The 18,678-nt window shown below is 63.8% G+C and carries 14 protein-coding genes; 11 read left to right on the top strand and 3 right to left on the bottom strand.

The genetic code is table 11. The features are described 5' to 3' along the window. Positions 1-164 precede the first annotated feature (164 nt). Together ACQ4W7_RS20535 and ACQ4W7_RS20540 are read right to left on the bottom strand one after the other, a co-directional pair. Positions 165-3,272 (bottom strand): efflux RND transporter permease subunit, encoded by a 3,108-nt coding sequence (locus ACQ4W7_RS20535; protein ID WP_436532845.1) that lies wholly within the window; start codon positions 3,270-3,272, stop codon positions 165-167. 3 nt (positions 3,273-3,275) lie between these two features. Then, a complete protein-coding gene (locus ACQ4W7_RS20540; protein ID WP_436532847.1) occupies positions 3,276-4,517 on the bottom strand; it encodes an efflux RND transporter periplasmic adaptor subunit in 1,242 nt (413 codons plus the stop codon). 395 nt (positions 4,518-4,912) lie between these two features. On the opposite strand from ACQ4W7_RS20540, the gene ACQ4W7_RS20545 reads away from it, so the two are divergent. Further along, the gene (locus tag ACQ4W7_RS20545; RefSeq protein ID WP_426072134.1) at positions 4,913-7,447 is read left to right on the top strand and encodes a sensor domain-containing protein; all 2,535 of its coding nucleotides are present in this window, start codon (positions 4,913-4,915) and stop codon (positions 7,445-7,447) included. Positions 7,448-7,467: 20 nt separating this feature from the next. On the opposite strand, the gene ACQ4W7_RS20550 is transcribed toward ACQ4W7_RS20545, so the two are convergent. Beyond that, positions 7,468-8,439, bottom strand: a complete 972-nt coding sequence (locus ACQ4W7_RS20550; protein ID WP_436532849.1) for an endonuclease/exonuclease/phosphatase family protein — start codon at positions 8,437-8,439, stop codon at positions 7,468-7,470. A gap of 37 nt (positions 8,440-8,476) precedes the next feature. On the opposite strand from ACQ4W7_RS20550, the gene ybaK reads away from it, so the two are divergent. The 10 genes from ybaK (at position 8,477) to ACQ4W7_RS20600 (ending at position 18,672) form a co-directional block, all read left to right on the top strand. Continuing rightward, positions 8,477-8,968, top strand: a complete 492-nt coding sequence (gene ybaK, locus ACQ4W7_RS20555) for a Cys-tRNA(Pro) deacylase (RefSeq protein ID WP_436532851.1) — start codon at positions 8,477-8,479, stop codon at positions 8,966-8,968. Between the two features lie 97 nt (positions 8,969-9,065). Continuing rightward, complete coding sequence (gene plsY / locus ACQ4W7_RS20560) at positions 9,066-9,710, top strand: glycerol-3-phosphate 1-O-acyltransferase PlsY (protein WP_426072137.1); 645 nt, start codon at positions 9,066-9,068, stop codon at positions 9,708-9,710. A 90-nt stretch (positions 9,711-9,800) separates the two neighbouring features. After that, entirely contained in the window at positions 9,801-10,466 is a 666-nt protein-coding gene (locus ACQ4W7_RS20565; RefSeq protein WP_426072138.1) for a DsbA family oxidoreductase, read from the top strand. Positions 10,467-10,536: 70 nt separating this feature from the next. Then, complete coding sequence (locus ACQ4W7_RS20570; RefSeq protein WP_426072139.1) at positions 10,537-10,827, top strand: DUF427 domain-containing protein; 291 nt, start codon at positions 10,537-10,539, stop codon at positions 10,825-10,827. A gap of 42 nt (positions 10,828-10,869) precedes the next feature. Next, entirely contained in the window at positions 10,870-11,829 is a 960-nt protein-coding gene (locus ACQ4W7_RS20575) for a DUF2157 domain-containing protein (protein ID WP_436532854.1), read from the top strand. Next, positions 11,826-13,487 carry a GDYXXLXY domain-containing protein gene (locus tag ACQ4W7_RS20580; RefSeq protein ID WP_436532856.1) on the top strand — a complete coding sequence of 554 codons (1,662 nt, stop codon included), beginning with the start codon at positions 11,826-11,828 and terminating at the stop codon, positions 13,485-13,487. The genes ACQ4W7_RS20575 and ACQ4W7_RS20580 overlap by 4 nt, the downstream gene beginning before the upstream one ends. 74 nt (positions 13,488-13,561) lie before the next feature. Further along, positions 13,562-14,806 carry a metal-dependent hydrolase gene (locus ACQ4W7_RS20585; RefSeq protein WP_436532858.1) on the top strand — a complete coding sequence of 415 codons (1,245 nt, stop codon included), beginning with the start codon at positions 13,562-13,564 and terminating at the stop codon, positions 14,804-14,806. A gap of 106 nt (positions 14,807-14,912) precedes the next feature. Beyond that, positions 14,913-16,664, top strand: a complete 1,752-nt coding sequence (locus ACQ4W7_RS20590) for a cation:proton antiporter domain-containing protein (RefSeq protein ID WP_436532860.1) — start codon at positions 14,913-14,915, stop codon at positions 16,662-16,664. 69 nt (positions 16,665-16,733) lie between these two features. After that, positions 16,734-17,642, top strand: coding sequence for an ion transporter (locus ACQ4W7_RS20595; RefSeq protein ID WP_426072144.1), 909 nt, complete (start codon positions 16,734-16,736; stop codon positions 17,640-17,642). A gap of 49 nt (positions 17,643-17,691) precedes the next feature. After that, positions 17,692-18,672, top strand: coding sequence for a 3-oxoacyl-[acyl-carrier-protein] synthase III C-terminal domain-containing protein (locus ACQ4W7_RS20600; RefSeq protein WP_426072145.1), 981 nt, complete (start codon positions 17,692-17,694; stop codon positions 18,670-18,672). The last annotated feature ends 6 nt before the right edge of the window (positions 18,673-18,678 follow it).

Raw genomic sequence — 18,678 nt, forward strand, 5'->3', positions numbered from 1 at the left:
CAATCGACTACTGTCACTGGAACAAGCACCCACGAGTCACTCCATATCATTGATAACGGGGACAGTCTAGCCAGTGGGGCAGCTTTGGTCAACTGAAGCTCTCTTCAGGAAGCCGCCGCGTCGTCCCCGCCAATGCGGGGACGGTGAAGGCGACTGTTGCGAACTTAATGGGCGGCGCCGGTGGCGTCGGCGTGGGCATGCTCTCCGCCGCCAAAGAAGCGCGCGGCACGCTTGCCCAGGCTGTCGAGGTAGGTGTAGGCGACGGGCACCACCACCAGCGTCAACAGGGTAGAGGTGATGACGCCGCCGATGACGGCGCGGCCCATCGGTGCCTGCGATTCGCCGCCGTCGCCCATGCCGATGGCCATCGGCAGCATGCCGAAGACCATCGCCAGGGTCGTCATCAGGATGGGGCGCAAACGCACTTGCCCCGCTTCCATCAGCGCTTCGAACTGCCCCAGTCCTTCGCGCTGGCGCTGGTTGGTGAAATCGACCAGCAAAATCGCATTTTTGGTGACTAAGCCCATCAGCATGATGAAGCCGATCACGGAGAAGATGTTCAGGGTACTGCCCGTGATCAGGAGCGCCAGCAGCACGCCGATCAGCGACAGCGGCAAGGACACCATGATGGCGATCGGCTGCAAAAAGCTGCCGAACTGGGACGCCAGCACCAGGTAGATGAAGATCACGGCAATGCCCAGCGCCATCATCGCGCCGCCCATGGTTTCGGCCATCTGCTGCGCATTGCCGGCCACGTCGAAGCGCACGCCGGGCGGCAGGTCGATGGACTTGATGGCTTTCTGCACGTCGGCGTCGACGTCGCCGGCAGGGCGGCCCTGCACGCCCGCATAGATGGCGACGCGGCGCTGCAAGGCCTGGCGTTTCAGCACCTGCGGGCTGGACGAGGGCACGAATTCGACCACCTGGCGCAGCGGAATCATGACCGGCTTGCCGTTCGCATCGAGCTTGCTCGACGCCAGCGACAGGTCGGCCAGGTCAGCCACTTTCTGACGGCCCGACTTGGGCAGCTGCACGTTGACGTCGTAGTTTTGCCCGTCGGACGCCAGCCAGTGGCTGACCGTGTCGCCCGCCACGAACGGACGCAGGGCATTGCCGATCTGCTGCACCGACAATCCCAGGTCGCTGGCCAGCTCGTTGTTGATCTTCACGGTGGTCGACGGATTGGCGCCTTCCTGGCTGTATTCCATGTCGGCCAGGCCCTTGATGCTGCGCATCTTGTCCATCAGGCGGTGCGCCACTGCATCGAGCTTGCCTTCATCCGTGCCCAGGATGGCGATGAAGATGGGGCGGTTGCCCACCGACAGGGTGATGCCGGCAATCGGCGCCAGGCGTTCGCGGATCAGTTTTTCCAGTTCCTGCTGCGAGCGGCGCTTGTGCGTCTTGATGTCTGTCAGCTTGAGGTTCACCTCGGCCGCGTTGCGTCCATCCGGCGTGCCGATATTGGCCACCAGGCTGTCGATTTCGGGAAATTCCTTCAAGGCCGTTTCGATCTGGCGCACCTTGGAATCCGTGTAGGCGAGGCTGGAGCCGACGGGCGTCTTGAAGCGCAGGTTGACCCAGCCCTGGTCCGTTTCCGGGAACATCTCGCCACCAATCATGGGCACGAGCATCAGGCTGCCCGCGAACAGCGCCACGGCCGTGGCCAGCGTGGTCTTGCGCCAGCGCAGGGCCACTTTCAATACCTTGCCGTACCAGACGTGCAGGCGGTCGATGCCCGTTTCGATCCAGGCCATGAAGCGACCCAGCCACGGCGCGTACTTGAAGCGGTCCTTGACGGGGTCGCGCCAGACGGATGACAGCATGGGGTCGAGCGTGAAGCTGACGAAAAGCGACACCAGCACGGCGACCGCCACGGTGATGCCGAACTGCAGGAAGAAGCGGCCGATGATGCCGTCCATGAAGGCGACGGGCACGAACACGGCGACGATGGCGAACGTGGTGGCCATTACCGCCAGGCCGATTTCATTGGTGCCGTCATTGGCCGCCTTGTAATGGTTCTTGCCCATGCCCAGGTGGCGCACGATGTTTTCGCGCACCACGATGGCGTCGTCGATCAACAGGCCGATGCACAATGACAGCGCCATCAGGGTCAGGAAGTTCAGGGTAAAGCCGAAGGCCTTCATGGCGATGAAGCTGGCCAGCACGGAGATCGGCAGGGTCAAGCCCGTGATGATGGTCGAACGCCACGAGTGCAGGAACAGGAAGACGATCACCATGGTCAGCACGGCGCCTTCGATGATGGTGCGCTTGACGTTATTGAGCTGGCTTTGCACGCGTTCCGATTCGTCGTCCAGCACGCGCAGGGTGATATCGGGCGGCAGCGTCTTTTGCAGGTCGGCTGCCACTTTCAGGATGCCGGTGCCCACTTCGACCACGTTGGCATCCTGCACCTTGGTGATTTCCATGGTCACGGCTTGCTGGCCGTTCATGCGCGAAATCGACAGTTCTTCCTGTTCGCCGTCGACGACGGTGGCTACCTGGTCCAGGTAGACGGGGCCGACAGCGCGGCGCGCGACGATGATCTTGCCGAATTCGCGCGCATCCTTGATCTTGCCTTCCACGCGCACCAATTGTTCGGCCGCGCCATGGCTGATCGAGCCGGCCGGCAAATTGGTATTCGTGGCCTGGATGGCGCGGATCACTTCATCGACGCCGATACCCTGGGCATTGAGTTCGATCGGCTTCATGCTGATGAGGATCTGGCGCGCGCGCAGGCCGCGCAGCTTGACTTGCCCCACGCCGGCCACGCCCTGGAAGCGCTTGCTGATGATCTGCTCCGTCATGGTCGACAGCGAGCGCAGGTCATGCCCGGTCGACGTCAGCACGATGGTGGCGATGGGGCGCTCGTTGTCACCCTCGGCGCGCGCGATGAACGGGTCCTTGGCTTCCTTCGGGAAGCGCGGGCGTACCAGGGCCACCTTGTCGCGCAAGTCCTGCATGGCCTTGTCCATGTTGGTCGACAGCTCGAATTCCAGGTACACGCCGGCGCGTCCTTCCCAGGAGTTGGCGCGGATGGTCTTGATGCCGCTGACGGTGTTGACGGCGTCCTCGATGGGGCGCGTGATGTCGTTTTCCACGGCTTCGGGCGAGGCGCCAGGGTAGTTCACTTCAATGGCGGCGAACGGAAACTGCACGCTGGGCATGCTTTCCACGCCCAAGCCCCGGTAAGAGAAGATACCCAGCACCACCAGCGCCACCATGACCATGGTGGCGAAGACGGGGTTTTGAATACTGACTTTAGTCATCCACATGGTTTAATCCTTCCGTGCCAGCACGGCCGCCGGTGCTGCGGGGACGGCGGGCGCGGTGGCTGGCGCGGCGAAGGTCACGCCGTGGCCCGGTTTCACGCCATCGAGCTTGGCGACGATGACTTTCGCGCCCGGCACCAGACCGGACGTCACTTCAGCATAGCCTTCATCCTCGTTGCGCAAACCCAGGGTGACGCGCTGCGCGACCACCTTGTTATTGACCAGCGCATACACCACGGGGCCCTGCTTTTCATGGCGCACGGCCGTCAACGGCACCAGCGGCGCCACGGGCGAGCGCTCGGTAACGATGCTGCCCTTGGCGAACATGCCGCCGCGCAGCGCGCCATCGCCATTGTCGACGGCGATGTAGACCAGCATGGCGCGCGAGCCGCTCTCGGTGGTGGGGTTGATGCGCGTGACCTTGCCGGCAAAATCGCGCGCGCCGAAGCCGTCGACCTTGAAATGCACATCCTGGCCCAGCTTGATGCGCGGAATCTCCGCGCTGGGCACGGGCGCTTCCAGGGTCAGCTGCGCCAGGTTGACGATGGTGTAGACGGGCATGTCGGGCGAGACCTTTTCGCCGGCCTGCAGATGGCGCTTGCTGACGATGCCAGCCATGGGCGCGCGGATCACCGTGTCGGCCAGCGCGATGCGGGCGATGTCGAGCATGGCAGCGGCGGACTTGACGTTGGCGCGCGCCAGGTCGACCGAGTTTTGTGTCGTGTCGTAGGCTGTCTGCGAAATGTATTTTTGCTTGAGCAGCGCCTGGCTATTCGCTTCATTCTTGGCCGCCATGGACAGGCGCGCCTGCGCTTCGTCCAGCATGGCTTGCTGCTGCGTCAGGCGGGCGCGCAGGTCGGCCGCATCCAGGCGCACAAGGATTTGCCCATTGGCCACTGGCTGGCCTTCCTGCAAGGTCGTTTCCTGGATGACGCCGGAGACCTTGGCCTTGATGGTGGCCTGGGTCACGGGCGCCAGCGAGCCGGACAGGGGCAGGCTGATGGCCAACGCGCGCGCATCGATGGCGGCCACGTCGCCCTGCGCCAGTTCATGCACGGGCGTCTTGGCCTGTTCCTTCTTCTTGCTCGCTTGCAATTCGGCAGCCTTGGCGGCTTGCTGCTTTGATTGCATGACGCTCCATCCGCCGCCGGCCAGGCCCAGCACGACCAGGATCAGCACGGGGGTGCGCCAGCGCCGGCGGCGCGTGGCGGCAAGGGGAGAGGCGGGGGGCAGGGTCTCGTTTTTCATAGGTTTTTTAGTCAGGAGCGGCGCAGGGGCTCGGCGCCAGGTCTCGGTGCGGACCCGGCCTGTCGCTGGCCGGGGGGAATTCGGGTAGCGCATCACCGTGGCGGCCGCAGGCAGCACGCCTGCCGCTGCGGCCGTTCACGGCGATGCGCATGTTGCCACTTTAGGAAGATTCAAGTCCGGCCGCCATCGCCATGCGACAGATTGCACAAAATCGGGGCTGGAATGCAAAAAACGGCGACCAAAGACAACTGCCTGCATGGAAGCCGCGTACGTCACGATGCTTGCGCATCCTCAAGAAGCCGATTCGCCGGCGCGCAAGAATGGTCGGGATGGTTGCGCCACCGGACAGGCCATTCGCTCGCCGGTTGCCGTGCGGCCGCGCCACGGGGGGCCTGATGTCTGATCGGATTGTCGGAGCCGCGTCGTCGCCGGGGCGCCTGCTGGCTGCGGCCGAACCGCAGGGCGGACCGGCCGACAAGGCACTGGACTTGCTGTCCATTATTGTTGCTGCTGTCGAACAGGCGCCTGGCCTGGCCGTGCGCGGCATCGACCGCGACGGCATTGTGCGCTACTGGAGCAGCGGCGCGGCGCGCCTGTATGGCGTGGCAGCGGAGCTGGCGCTGGGCCAGCCGTGGGCCACGGTGGCCGCCTCGCTGCCGGACGCCGCCAGCCTGGCCGAGGATGTCTGCGGCGAATTGGCGACCGTGTGGGAGAGCGGCAAGGCGCGCAGCACACGCCTGTGGAAGCTGGACGCCGATGGGGCCGCGCCGCGCTGCATCTGTTCCACCGTGTTTCCTGTCATTCAGTCCGGGCGCGTGCGGCAAGTGGTCTGCATCGATGTCGACATCACGGCCAGCGGCCAGGATGGCGCCGCGCAGGGCGCCTTGCTGCAGATGGGCGACAATTTTCGCCAGTTGTACGACAAGTCCGCCGACGCCATCGTCATGCTGCGCGACGAATACATCGCCGAGGCCAACCCGGCCGCCATTGCCCTGTTTCAATGCGAAGACCGGTCACGGCTGCTGGGGCGCCGCCTCAGCGACTTTTCGCCCTTGCATCAGCCCGATGGCGAATTGTCATCGTTGCGCGGCACGCAACTGGCGGCGCAGGCCCATGCCGACGGCAATTGCCGCTATGACTGGCGCTATCAGACGTGCACGGGCCAGCTGTTCTGGAGCGAAGTGCTGCTCACTTCCGTCACGCTCGACCATACCTATCTGTTTTACGCCGTCATCCGCGATATTTCCTCGCGCAAACTGGCCGAGCGGGCCTTGTACCTGGCGGCACAGGTGGTCGAACATGCAAGTGTAGCCATCGTCATGATGGATCCGCAGCAGCGCGTCGTCAGCATGAATCCCGCGTACAGCGAGATCAGCGGCTACAGCCTGGACGACATGCTGGACAAGCCCTTTGTCTTGCACGGCGTGGAGCCGGATGCGCCGGCGTTTTTTGACCACGTGTGGGACGAAGTCGATGCCAACGGCTATTGGCAAGGCGATATCCTGGGCCCGCGCAAGCAGGGCGGGCGCTATCCGGCCTGGCTGTCGCTGACGGCCATCCGCGACAGCCAGGGGCAGTTGAGTAATTATCTGGCCATACTCAGCGATATCAGCGAGCGCAAGAAAAACGAGGAGCACACGCGGCACCTGGCCGAGCACGATTTCCTCACCGACTTGCCGAACCGGGTGCTGCTGCTGGACCGGCTGTCGCTGGCGCTGGCGGCCGCGCGGCGCAAACTGAGCATGCTGGCCATCCTGTACCTGGACCTCGACCATTTCAAGCACATCAATGACAGCATGGGCCACCACGTGGGCGACCTGTTGCTCAAGGAAGTGGCGCGGCGCCTGGTGCGCTGCGTGCGCGGCGTCGATACCGTCAGCCGGCATGGCGGCGACGAGTTCGTCATCATCCTGGCCGAGGTGGGCGGCATCGACCAGGTGGCTCATGTGACGTCCAGCCTGCTGCATGCCGTCACGCAGCCCTATCAATTGGGCGAATACGAACTGCATGTGTCGACCTCGATCGGCGTGGCCATCTTTCCCAGCGATGGCGACAGTATCGACACCCTGATGCACAACGCCGACATCGCCATGTACCACGCCAAGGAAAGCGGGCGCAACAGTTTCCAGTTTTTCAATGCCGAGATGAATGCGCAAATTGTCGAGCGGGCCAGCCTGGAGCAAGGCTTGCGCGCCGCGCTGGGCCGCGATGAACTCGTGCTGGAGTTCCAGCCCGCGCTCGATATCGCCAGCGGGAAGATCCTCGGCGCCGAGGCCCTGTTGCGTTGGCGCCACCCGCAACTGGGCGTGCTGCCGCCCGAGCGCTTTATTGCCGTGGCCGAGGAGTGCGGCTTGATGGTGTCGATTGGCAACTGGGTGCTGCGCCACGCCTGCCTGCGCGCACGCGCCTGGCACGATGCGGGCCAGGCCTGGCGCGTGGCTGTGAATCTGTCGCCGGCGCAATGCCTGCACAATAATTTATTGCTCAGCGTGCAAGATGCGCTCGCCGTGTCGGGTTTACCTGCCGCCTGCCTGGAATTGGAAGTGACGGAAGCGCTGCTGATGAAGGGCGGCGCGCGCCTGGCCGGCGTGCTGGCGCAGCTGCGCGCGCTGGGCGCCAGGCTGGCCATCGACGACTTCGGCACCGGCTATTCGCGCCTGGCCAATCTGCGCCATTACCCGGTAGACAAGTTGAAAATCGACCCCTCGTTCTTGCCTGCTGCGGCGGAAGGCGCGGCCGGCGAGTCTGACACGGCCGTCGCCGCCACCATCATCGCCATGGCGCGCGAGCTGCAATTGACGGTGATTGCCGAAGGCGTGGAAACGGCGCAGCAACTGGCCTATCTGCGGGGGCAGGGCTGCCAGCAATACCAGGGGCGCTATGCCAGCGCGCAAGTCGAGGGCAGTGCGCTGGCGACGTTGTTACATTAGTTGTTACATTAGTTGTTGCATTAATCAATGTTTCCCAGCAGCTTGATGCGCGCCAGCACCTGGCCATGGTCGGATGCGTGCGGCAAGCCCAGCAGCAAATGGTCGTTGAGGCAGCTCACTTCCTGCACCACGCCGATGGCGCGCGGCGAGGCGGCGTGGAAGTGTTCGGACACGAGAATATGGTCGATCGTCATGTAGGCGCTGTCATGGATATTCGTGTAGCCCACGTGGCGCAAGGCATCCTGGCGCAGCTGGATGGCGTTGGCGTCATACAGGCGCGCGCGCATTTCCGGCATCTCACCATGCGCTTCGCACGGCGCGCCCGCTCCCATGACGATGGCCGTGGTGACGGCATTGGCGATGTCGTTGAAGTCGCCCAGCACGATGCGGGGACGGCCGCTGTGGCCCAGTTCGCTTGCCAGCACGCGCAGGGCCACGGCTTCCGCTCCGCGCCGCTGCAGCGAGCGCAGGTTGGCCAGCGCATAGGCAGCGGCATCGTTGCCGTCGCCATGGCGGTAGTCGGGTCGGCGTGATTTCAAATGTACCACGACGACATCGGTGAGTTGGCCGCCAGGCAAGTGCACCTGCACATGCAGCGGGGCGCGGGCGAAGCGGCAGGCATTGTCATCGGCGGACACGGTCATGCCGGCCGGGAAATTTGCCCATGCCACACCGGCGCCGGCCAGCGGCAGCCGCGATACCAGCGCCACCGTGGGCAGCATGCGTCCTGCCGCATCCATCGCATCGTAGCCGTCCAGGGTGGCGTCGCGGTAGTGGCGCGTGCGCGACAGCACATCGCGCAGGGCCGCTTGCGAGAAAATTTCCTGGAAACCGATCACGTCGGCGTCGAGCAGGTCGATTTGTCGCGCCGTCCACTCCGCCTTGGCCGCGTATTGCGCCGGGCTCAACGGTTCCAGGTTGTCATACAATTTCGCCCCGGCCGGGGCCAGGTTGCAGACATTGAATGTGGCAAAGCGGATTTCTTCCTGCATAATTAGTACTCCTCACTGAACGATCAGCGTATCACGCATGGCTAAAAAAGAGCATATTTCCGAAACCCAGGCGACGCAGTTGCTACGCAAGCATCAAGTTTCCTTTGAAGAACACCCGTATCCGTATGAGGAGCACGGCGGCACCAGCGTCTCGGCGCGCGAGCTGAACGTGCCGGAACACGCGGTGATAAAGACCCTGGTGATGCAGGACGAGGCGGCGCGGCCGGTGATCGTGCTGATGCATGGCGATTGCAAGGTCTCGACCAAGAACCTGGCGCGCGGCATCGGCTGCAAGTCCGTCGAGCCGTGCAAGCCCGAGGTGGCGCAGCGCCATTCCGGCTACATGATTGGCGGCACCTCGCCGTTCGGTACCAAAAAGGCCATGCCCGTGTATGTGGAAGCGTCGATCCTGGAATTGCCGCGTATCTACATCAATGGCGGGCGCCGCGGTTTTCTCGTCTCGCTGGCGCCCCAGGTGCTGCTCGATTTGCTGAACGCCAAGCCGGTGCAGTGCGCCCTGCCGGATTAAGAAAACGCGACGCCGCCCTGTCCCTGGACTGGGCGCTGGTGTATATTCTGCTGCGCCAGCTTTGATGCTGCTGTAAAAAATACAACAAAGGGAAGAAATGAATCCAGTAATCACAACCGTGGCAATGACAGTGGCCGCTTACTTGCTCGGCTCGATATCGTTTGCCGTGGTGATGAGCAAGGTCTATGGTATTGCCGATCCGCGCACCTATGGCTCGAAAAATCCGGGCGCCACCAATGTGCTGCGCAGCGGCAACAAGGGCGCCGCCATCATGACCCTGCTGGGCGATGGCGCCAAGGGCTGGCTGGCCGTGTTCCTGGCTGACCACTTTTCCACGGCGCTGGGCGTGGGCGACACGGCCGTGGCGCTGGTGGCCATCGCCGTTTTCCTCGGCCATTTGTGGCCCGTGTTTTTCCGCTTCGTCGGCGGCAAGGGCGTGGCCACGGCCCTCGGTGTGTTGTTGGGCATCAATCCATGGCTGGGCCTGGCGACCCTGGCCACCTGGCTGATCATTGCCTATGCCTTCCGTTATTCCTCGCTGGCGGCTCTGGTGGCGGCCCTGTTCGCGCCGTTTTATTATGGCTTGCTGTTCGGCGTCGATCCCATCTTGCTGGCCGTCATCGTCATGAGCGTGCTGCTGGCTTACCGCCACAGCCAGAACATTGCTAACTTGCTCTCTGGAAAGGAAAGCAAAATCGGCGGCAAGAAGGACGCGGCCAAGGCCGCTGGCAAGAAACAGTAAGCGCTTGATTTCCCGCGGCCCGCACGCATATGCTGTGCTTGCGGCGCCGCGCGGTGCGGCCGCCACCGACTCGCGCAAAGGCTGCCCACCATGAGTTCCACTCCCGCCACACCCACTCCCATCCGTATCGACTTCGTTTCCGACGTTTCTTGCCCTTGGTGCGTGATCGGCCTGAAGTCGCTGGAGCAGGCACTGGACAAGTTGCAAGACACCGTCCAGGCCGACATCCACTTCCAGCCCTTCGAGCTGAACGCCAATATGCCGCCCGAAGGCGAGGATGTTGGCGAACACATCGCCCGCAAATATGGCTCCACCCCGGAACAGATGGCGCAATCGCGCGAAGCGATCCGCGCGCGCGGCGAGCAGCTGGGCTTTACCTTTGCCATGGACAAGCGCGGCCGCATCTACAACACCTTCGATGCGCACCGTTTGCTGCACTGGGCCGAGAGCGAAGGGCGCCAGAAAGAACTCAAGATGGCGCTGTTCGAGGCCTATTTCACGCAAGGGCAGAATCCGTCCTCGCACGAGGTGCTGCTGGCCGTGGCGGGCAAGGTGGGGCTCGATACCGTGAAAGCGGCCGAGGTGCTGGCGTCCGATGCCTATGCCGGCGAGGTGCGCGCGCAAGAGCGGTTCTACCAGCAGAACGGCATCAACTCGGTGCCCGCCGTCATCATCAACGAACGCCACCTGATTTCCGGCGGCCAGCCGCCCGAGGTGTTTGAGCAAGCCTTGCGCCAGATCATCGCAGGCGGCTGAACGGCGCGCCAATGGCGCGCGCCATGGCAGACTTTTTGCGCTACACTCGGCGCAGAAGGAGGATAGTCAAATGCCAACAGCCCGCTGGAATGGTGTCGTTATCGCGCAAGCGGCCGACGATCAGGTGCAAATCGTTGAAAACAATGTGTATTTTCCTTTGTCCAAGGTGACGCAGGATTACCTGCGTCCCAGCAGTCATACGACCATCTGCCCATGGAAAGGCACGGCCAGCTATTACGACCTCGTCGTCGATGGCCAGACAAATGCCAATGCAGCCTGGTATTACCCCCAGCCCAAAGATGCCGCCAAGCAGATTGCCGGCCACGTCGCCTTCTGGCGCGGCGTGAGCGTCGAGCGCTGACGCTTTTTCCCATACGCAATAAAAATCAACAGAAAGCAGACGATGGATTTACGCCTCGCCGTGTACCAGCTTGCCTCGGACTATGCGCTCGATGTCCAACAAACCCGGCAGTTGCAGGAAGTGGCGGGCTTCCAGCGCGCGCCTGCGCGCCTGGCCTACTGGCTGCCGCGCGGCGTCGCGGTGCTGGGTGCCGCGCTGCTGGGCATGGGCCTGATCTGCTGGGTCGCCGCCAACTGGGAAGACCTGGGCCGCATGGGCCGTTTTGCCCTGCTGCAAGGCGTGTTTGCCGCCACCTGCTTGGGCGCGTTTGCCGTGCCCAAGGCGCGCGTGCCCTTGCTGCTGTTGGCCTTGCTGGCCATCGGCGGCCTGTTCGCGTATTTCGGCCAGACTTACCAGACGGGCGCCGATCCGTGGCAGCTGTTCGCCCTGTGGGCCGCGCTGGCGCTGCCCTTGTGTGTGGTGGCGCGCAGCGACGTGCTGTGGACGCCGTGGATGCTGATAGTGTCGACGGCCTCCGCCCTGTGGATGCAGGCGCATGCACATCACAGCTGGCGCATCGATTCGTCCGATCTGAGCATTTTTGTCAGCGGCTGGCTGGCCGTGCTGATTGCCTGTGCGTTCGTCTCGCCCCTGCTGGCGCGCTGGACGGGCGCAGGCAGCTGGGCCTTGCGTCTGGGTCTGGTGCTGGCCACCATCCTTATCACGGGCACGGCCGTCAGTGCCCTGTTCGGCGGTGAGGTCGAATCGCCGTACTGGGCCGGACTGGGCTTGTTGGCCGTCGCCGGCGTCTTGCTGGCCACGCGCCGCTACTTTGACGTGTTCGGACTGAGTGCCGTCGCGCTGGGCCTGAATATCTTGCTCGTGGGTGGCCTGGCGCGCGTGCTGCTTCGCGGAGGAGGCGATGGCGTCGGCAAGCTGATTATGCTGGGCTTGCTGGCTGCCGTGCTGCTGGCGCTGACCGTGCAAGGCATCCTGTGGCGCACGCGCCAGGAGACGGCATGAGCAATATCAATAGTCAAAGAGCCGATGCGCTCGCCACCCTGATCGACGACGCCACGCGCGCCGGCCTGTTGCCGCCCAACGCCACCCGGCCGGTGCAGGATGTGCGGCCGTGGCCGCTGGTGCTGATGACGGCCTTCGGCGCCTGGCTGGCCGCCATTCCCCTGATGATTGCGCTGGGCGTGGGCCTGGAAAGCGTGGTGCGCCACGGTCCCGGCGCGTATGTCGTGGCCGCCATCGTGCTGGTGGCGGCCGTGCTGCTGATACGCGCGCGCGGCGTGGCGCTGTTTGTCGAGCAGCTGGCCGTGCCCTGCCTGCTGGTGGGCGGCGGCTTGCTCGGCTATGCGCTGTACCGCGATTACACGGCGCAGATGGCTTCCTCGCTGCTGTGCCTGGCATGCTTGGTGGTGGCAGCCGCCCTGCCGCGCGACTGGCTGCGCGTGCTGCTGGGCGTGGTCTCCTGCGGCTTGCTGGCGCTGGGCATCGTCGATAGCAGGACCGACTGGATTTTCGAGAATGATCCCACGCAACTGTATCTGGCCTGGATGCTAGCCCTGGCATTCTGGCTGGGCGTGCACTGGCTGCAGAAGCAGGCTTTCAACGATGGCCGCGGCGCGCCCATCGCCACCTTCCTGGAATCGCTGTCGACAGGCTGGGTGCTGGCGATCCTGATGGGACTGGCCTTCTGGTCCGGCATGACCTTCATGCTGGGCGCCAGCGTGGGGCCGGGCATCACGCAGGAAGTGGTGAACGAATTGGCCCGGCAGCGGGCGGGCACCTGGTATGCGCAGGCATTAAACGGAGTGTCGCTCGTGCTGGCCGTGGCGGCCACTGCCTGGACGGGATGGCGCTGGCCGGCACTGCGCCAGTTGCCCGCCATCGGCGTGGCGCTGGTGCTGATCGTGCTGGCGTGGTTCATGCCGGCGCTGGGGCCGGTGCTGTTGATCCTCGCGTATTGTTTGACGAGCGGACGCTCGCGCGTGGCCGTGGCAGCCGCGCTGGCGGCGGCGTGGATACTCGGCAGCTTTTATTATCAGCTGGCCTGGCCGCTGGCCAGCAAGGCGGCGTTGCTGGCCGTGGCCGGCGCGCTGCTGTGCGCCCTGTCGTGGCTAGCCACGCGCGGCGCGGTGCTGCACCTGGTGGAAAGCCAGCCGGCGGGCGTGGCTGCCGGAGGCCGCGCCGCGCGCCTGGGTGTGCTGGGAGGCGTGCTGCTGGTGTTGTTGGTCGCCAATGGCGGCATCTGGCAAAAAGAGCAGCTGATTGCCAAAGGGGAGCCTATCTTCGTGGCGCTGGAACCCGTCGATCCCCGCTCGCTGATGCAGGGCGATTACATGCGCCTCAATTTCGTCAACCTCGGCGTCCTCTCCACGTTGGCCAGCGTGGACAGGGCGCCTGGCCGGCCCCTCGTGGTGGCCACGCGCGATGCGCGCGGGGTAGCCGAGCTGCAGCGCCCGTACACCAAAGAGGCTTTGGCGCCCGGGGAATTCCTGCTCGAACTGACGCCGAAGGATGGGCGCTGGGTGCTGGTCAGCGATGCCTGGTTCTTCAAGGAAGGCGAGGCGGGGCGCTGGGAAAAGGCCCGTTATGGCGAGTTCCGCGTGCTGCCCGATGGCCGCGCCTTGCTGGTGGGCATGCGCGGCCCGGAGCTGGAAAAACTGTAGCAGCTGTAGCGCAAGCAGTCGTGCAAGCAGTCGTGCAAGTTCGCGCCGGGGTGGCCATCCTGTAAAATTGCCCGATGGATAATCTTACGCATTCGGTCATCGGCCTCGGGGTCGGCGAACTGGTACACCGCAGCCTGCCGCCCGAGCCGCAAGCCCCCGCCCAGCGCACCCGGCGCGCGCTGTTTCTGTTTACGGCCTGGTTTGCCAGCAACGCACCCGACCTGGACCTGGTGCTCACCCGCTTGCTGCCGCGCCCGTTCGGCTACATGTTGCACCACCGGGGCCACACGCATACCTTGCTGCTGGCCTTGCCGCAGGCGCTGCTGTTGCTGGCCCTGCTATGGCTGCTGTGGCCAGGCGCGCGCCGCTTGCTGAAGGACAGCGTGCTTGCCCGGCTGGGCCTGGCGGCCTGCTTGCTGCTGGGATTTTGCTTGCACATGGGCATGGATTTCCTTAATTCCTATGGCTTGCACCCGTTTTACCCGTTTGACAGCCGCTGGCTGTATGGCGACATGGTCTTCATTGTCGAACCCATGTTCTGGGTGCTGCTGGGCGTGCCCGTGATCATGTCCTTGCATTACGGCATCGTCAAAAGCGTGCTGCTGGCCGCGCTGGCGGCGACCTTGTTTTTCTTCACCTATAAAACCTATCTGGCGCCCGCCTCGCTGGCTGTCTTGCTGGGGCTGGGCGTGGTCCTGGCCGTGCTGCAAAAGCGGGCAGGCGAGCGGGGACGGGGAGCGCTGCTGCTGGCCTTCGCGCTGGCCGCCACCTTCATCGGCACGCAGGGCGTGGCCTCGGCCATCGGCCGTACGCGCATCGAGGCGGCCGTGCAGCGCCTGAACTCCGGCACGCGCGTGTGGGATGTGGCGATGACGGCGTTTCCCAGCAACCCCCTGTGCTGGATCTATGTCTCGCTCGACAGCAAGACAGACGTGTACACCCTGCGGCGTGGCACCCTGAGCCTGCTGCCTGAGTCGCTGGCGCCCGCCGCCTGCCCGGCCGGGCTGGCCGAGACGGGCAAGCAAGGACAGCAACTGGCGCCCGGCATTGCCGTGTCCGCGCAGGCGGCGGGCAGTCTGGCCACCTTGCGCGCCTTGCAGGAAGACAATTGCTATGTCGACGCCTGGTTCCGCTTTGCCCGCATGCCCAGATTGAATGCGGACAAGCTGACGGATGTGCGTTTCAATCCCGGCATGCTGCCCAATTTTACGACCGTGGAGTTGCAGCAGTTCCGTAGCCGGCCGTGCCCCGCCTACGTGCCGGACTGGGACCGGCCCCGTGCCGACATGCTGGCGCTGCCCGATCAGGGGCGCAAATAACGTAGATATTGCCTTGCGGAAAAAATATCGTGTGTGCGCTGACTTCGCCGTGCCCGTGCATGCGACACTAGCAATTGAGCATGAATATCATTGAGTTAGGAATATTTTGGAAGAGCAGCACGCCTTACCCTATTTGCGAGAAACCCTGCTGTTTCTCGCCCTGGCCGGGATTTTTATTCCGCTATTGCAACGCCTGAAGGTCAACCAGGTGCTCGGCTTCCTGGCCGTCGGCGCTCTGTTTGGTCCCTTCGGCTTCGGCCTGTGGGCTGGTGAATTCACGTGGCTGACGCATTTTTCGTTCGTCCGCGCCGAGCAGGTCAGCGGCCTGGCCGAGTTGGGCGTGATGTTTTTGATGTTCATGATCGGCCTGGAACTGTCGACGGAACGCCTGTGGGCGCTGCGCCGCTGGGTGTTTGGGGCGGGCGTGGGGCAGGTGACTGTCAGCGCCTGCCTGATCGGCGGCGTGGCGTATTACTTCGGCCTGTCGCTGGAAGCGTCCATCGTGCTGGGCCTGGTGCTGTCGCTATCGTCCACGGCCGTGGTGATGCAGCTGCTCACCGACCAGCGCTCCCTGCAGACGCCAGCCGGGCAGGCGGGCTTTTCCATTTTGATGTTCCAGGATTTGATGGTGGTGCCGCTGTTCATCCTGATCGACGTGTTCGCCAGCGGGCGCAGCGATGACCTGGCGTATCTGCTCAGTTTTGCGGCCGTGAAATCGGCGGGCGCCATCCTGCTGATCTATCTGCTGGGGCGTCGCGTGATCCGTCCGCTGTTCCAGTTCTTCGTCAAGAAACGCCAGCCGGACGTGTTCATGGCCCTGACCTTGCTCAGCACCTTGGGCATCGCTGGCCTGACGTATCTGGCGGGTCTGTCGATGGCGCTGGGCGCCTTGCTGGCCGGCTTGCTGCTGGCGGAAACGGAATTCCGCCATGAAGTGGAAGTGACGATCGAGCCATTCAAGGGTTTATTGATGGGCTTGTTTTTCATGTCGGTGGGCATGCAGATCGACGTGCGCGAAATCCTCAAGTCGCCGATTTTGATTCCCTTGGCCGTGCTGAGCCTGTTTGCGGTGAAAACCCTGGTCATCAGCGTGATTTTCCGCATCGGCGGCTTTCACTGGGGGCGCGCCGTGGAAACGGGCGTGCTGCTGGGACAGGGCGGCGAATTTGCCTTCATCGTCGTCGCGTATGCGCTGGGTACGAAGTTGATCGGTCCGCAGGTGGCGCAATTCGTCATGCTGGTGGTGGGCCTGAGCCTGTTTGCCACGCCGGCGCTGGCCAAGGCGGCGCGCGCTTTCGGCAACTGGTGGGAAAAGCGCCACCACCATCAGCTGGCCGACCTGTCGCGCGGGGCGCTGCCGCCGCAGGGCAGCACCGTCATCATCGCCGGTTTCGGCCGGGTGGGGCAGTTGCTGGCGAAGGTGTTGACGGAACAGGATATCGCGTATGTGGCGATTGAAAATGATGCGCGGCTGGTGACGACCCTGCATCCGCGCGGTTTTCCCGTGTATTTCGGCGACGCCTCGCGCGCGGAACTGTTGCAAAAAGTGAATGCGGACCGGGCCGCCGCCGTGGTGCTGACCATGGACCATGCGGCCTCCGTGCTGCATGCCGTGAAATCGATCCGCCGCGAATATCCGCAGTTGCCCGTGTATGCGCGCGCGCGCGACGAGGCGCATGCGGTGGCCTTGATACAGGCGGGCGCCACTCTGGTCGTGCCCGAGGCGCTGGAATCGGCGCTGCAGCTGACGGCCACCGTGCTGCACACGGTGGGCTTGTCGGAGGCGCGCACTGCAGACATCGTGCAGGCCGAGCGCGACCGGCGTAATGCCGTGCTGCTGGCGAAAAAGCTGTCGTAGTGCAAGCGTGCGTGTCGTCGTGCTTTGTAAATTATCTATACAATAATAGTATATGAGCATACTACCCACATGAAAGCCGCGACGAAGAGCGGAGCGGCACCCTTGACGCCGCAACAACTGGCGGCGCAGGAAACGCAGCAAAAATTTGGCAAGCCCGAGCGGGGCTGGCGCGAGCAGGTGTACACCGTCATCTTCGAGGCGGAAACGCGCACGGGCCGCGCCTTCGACTTGCTGCTGATCGCCGCCATCCTGATCAGCGTGACGGTGGTCGTGCTCAGCAGTGTCGCTTCCGTGGCCGAGCGCTATGGCACCTGGCTGACGGCGCTGGAATGGTTTTTCACCATTTTGTTTACCATCGAATATATTGCCCGCCTGGCGTGCCTGAAGCATCCGGTGCGCTACGCCAAGAGTTTTTTCGGCATTATCGATTTGCTGGCCATCGTACCGACCTACATCGGCTTGCTGTTGCCGGGCGCGCATGTGCTCATTGACGTGCGTATTTTGCGCCTGCTGCGCATGTTCCGTATCCTCAAGCTCACGTCCTATGTACATGAATACACGGTGCTGGGGCGGGCCTTGCTGGCCAGCCGGCGCAAGATCCTCATTTTCTTGTCTTTCGTCATGATGGTGGTCTTTCTGTTGGGTACGGTGATGTATGTCGTGGAAGGGCCGGATAACGGTTACAGCAGTATCCCCACGTCGATATATTGGGCCATCAGCACCATGACCACGGTGGGTTTCGGCGATATTACGCCGCGCACCGACATCGGGCGCACCATCGCTTCCCTGATGATGCTGCTCGGCTGGGGCATCCTGGCAGTGCCTACCGGCATTATCAGCGCCGAAATGACGGTACAGCGCAGTTCCAAGCTGGTCACCACACGTACCTGCCCCACGTGCCTGAAAGAAGGGCTCGATGACGATGCCAATTTCTGCAAGAACTGCGGAGTTGCATTGCCGCCGCTGGCACGCGATTAGCTCATAGACTATACATAAACCGTATTTACTTCATTTTTTTAAGGCCAACATGATTCCAGTTCGCCTGATCGCGACGGGCAAAGCCGTGCCGTCGCATAGCGTTACTTCCGCAAGCCTGGACCTGAAATTGGGCCATCCGGCCGGCTACACCTTGCGCAAGAGCGGCGTGCTGTCGCGCTTTGTCGCCGCGCCCGATGAGTCGCAAAGCCAGTTGGGCGCCGCCGCCCTGCTCGACGCGCTGAAGAACGCCAGCTTGCGTCCATCCGACATCGACTTGCTGATCTGCGCCTGCGGCGTGCCAGAGCAAGCCTTGCCGAACACGGCCTGCTTCGTTGCCGAACACGCCGGCTTGCCGCCCGGCACGCAAAGCTTCGACGTCAACGCCAGCTGCCTCAGTTTCATGGCCGCCTTCCGCGTGGCCGCGTCCATGCTGGCCGGCGGCGCCTACCGCCGTATCGCCATCGTCTCGTCCGACCTCGCTTCGCGCGGCGTCGACTGGAGCGAGCCGGAAGCGTCGATGATCTTTGGCGACGGCGCCGCCGCCGTCATCGTCGAGCGTGGCGATGGCAGCGCCGGCATCCGCGCCTACAAGATGGGCACGTATCCGGAAGGGCGCCGTTACTGCGAAATCCGCGGCGGCGGCACCGAGCGCAATCCCCGCAACGGCTGCGAACCGGGCGACTATCTGTTCCGCATGGATGGCAAGGCCGTGTTCCGCCTGGCCGTCAAGGTGATGCCGGATTTCCTCGCGGAACTCATGCAGGAATCGGGCGCCGGACTGGAGAAAGTCGACGTGGTCGTGCCGCACCAGGCCAGCCCGCTGGGCCTTGCGCATGCGGCGCGCATCCTCGACGTTCCCGATGCTAAAATCATCAAGATATTTGAAACGCATGGTAACCAGGTGGCCGCGTCCTTGCCCACCGCCCTGCACGAGGCGGTAATGACGGGGCGGGCCGTGGCAGGCCAGCGTTTGCTGATGATGGGCACGGCCGCGGGCCTGACCATCGGCGCCATGATTCTTGACCTGTGAAGGTGG

This window comes from Janthinobacterium algoris, from assembly GCF_051380935.1.
Lineage (GTDB): Bacteria > Pseudomonadota > Gammaproteobacteria > Burkholderiales > Burkholderiaceae_D > Janthinobacterium.

Coding starts and splice junctions, on each gene's coding strand:
- ACQ4W7_RS20535 (WP_436532845.1), bottom strand. CDS start 3,272: ATGTGGATGACTAAAGTCAGTATTCAAAACCCCGTCTTCGCCACCATG.
- ACQ4W7_RS20540 (WP_436532847.1), bottom strand. CDS start 4,517: ATGAAAAACGAGACCCTGCCCCCCGCCTCTCCCCTTGCCGCCACGCGC.
- ACQ4W7_RS20545 (WP_426072134.1), top strand. CDS start 4,913: ATGTCTGATCGGATTGTCGGAGCCGCGTCGTCGCCGGGGCGCCTGCTG.
- ACQ4W7_RS20550 (WP_436532849.1), bottom strand. CDS start 8,439: ATGCAGGAAGAAATCCGCTTTGCCACATTCAATGTCTGCAACCTGGCC.
- ybaK (WP_436532851.1), top strand. CDS start 8,477: ATGGCTAAAAAAGAGCATATTTCCGAAACCCAGGCGACGCAGTTGCTA.
- plsY (WP_426072137.1), top strand. CDS start 9,066: ATGAATCCAGTAATCACAACCGTGGCAATGACAGTGGCCGCTTACTTG.
- ACQ4W7_RS20565 (WP_426072138.1), top strand. CDS start 9,801: ATGAGTTCCACTCCCGCCACACCCACTCCCATCCGTATCGACTTCGTT.
- ACQ4W7_RS20570 (WP_426072139.1), top strand. CDS start 10,537: ATGCCAACAGCCCGCTGGAATGGTGTCGTTATCGCGCAAGCGGCCGAC.
- ACQ4W7_RS20575 (WP_436532854.1), top strand. CDS start 10,870: ATGGATTTACGCCTCGCCGTGTACCAGCTTGCCTCGGACTATGCGCTC.
- ACQ4W7_RS20580 (WP_436532856.1), top strand. CDS start 11,826: ATGAGCAATATCAATAGTCAAAGAGCCGATGCGCTCGCCACCCTGATC.
- ACQ4W7_RS20585 (WP_436532858.1), top strand. CDS start 13,562: ATGGATAATCTTACGCATTCGGTCATCGGCCTCGGGGTCGGCGAACTG.
- ACQ4W7_RS20595 (WP_426072144.1), top strand. CDS start 16,734: ATGAAAGCCGCGACGAAGAGCGGAGCGGCACCCTTGACGCCGCAACAA.
- ACQ4W7_RS20600 (WP_426072145.1), top strand. CDS start 17,692: ATGATTCCAGTTCGCCTGATCGCGACGGGCAAAGCCGTGCCGTCGCAT.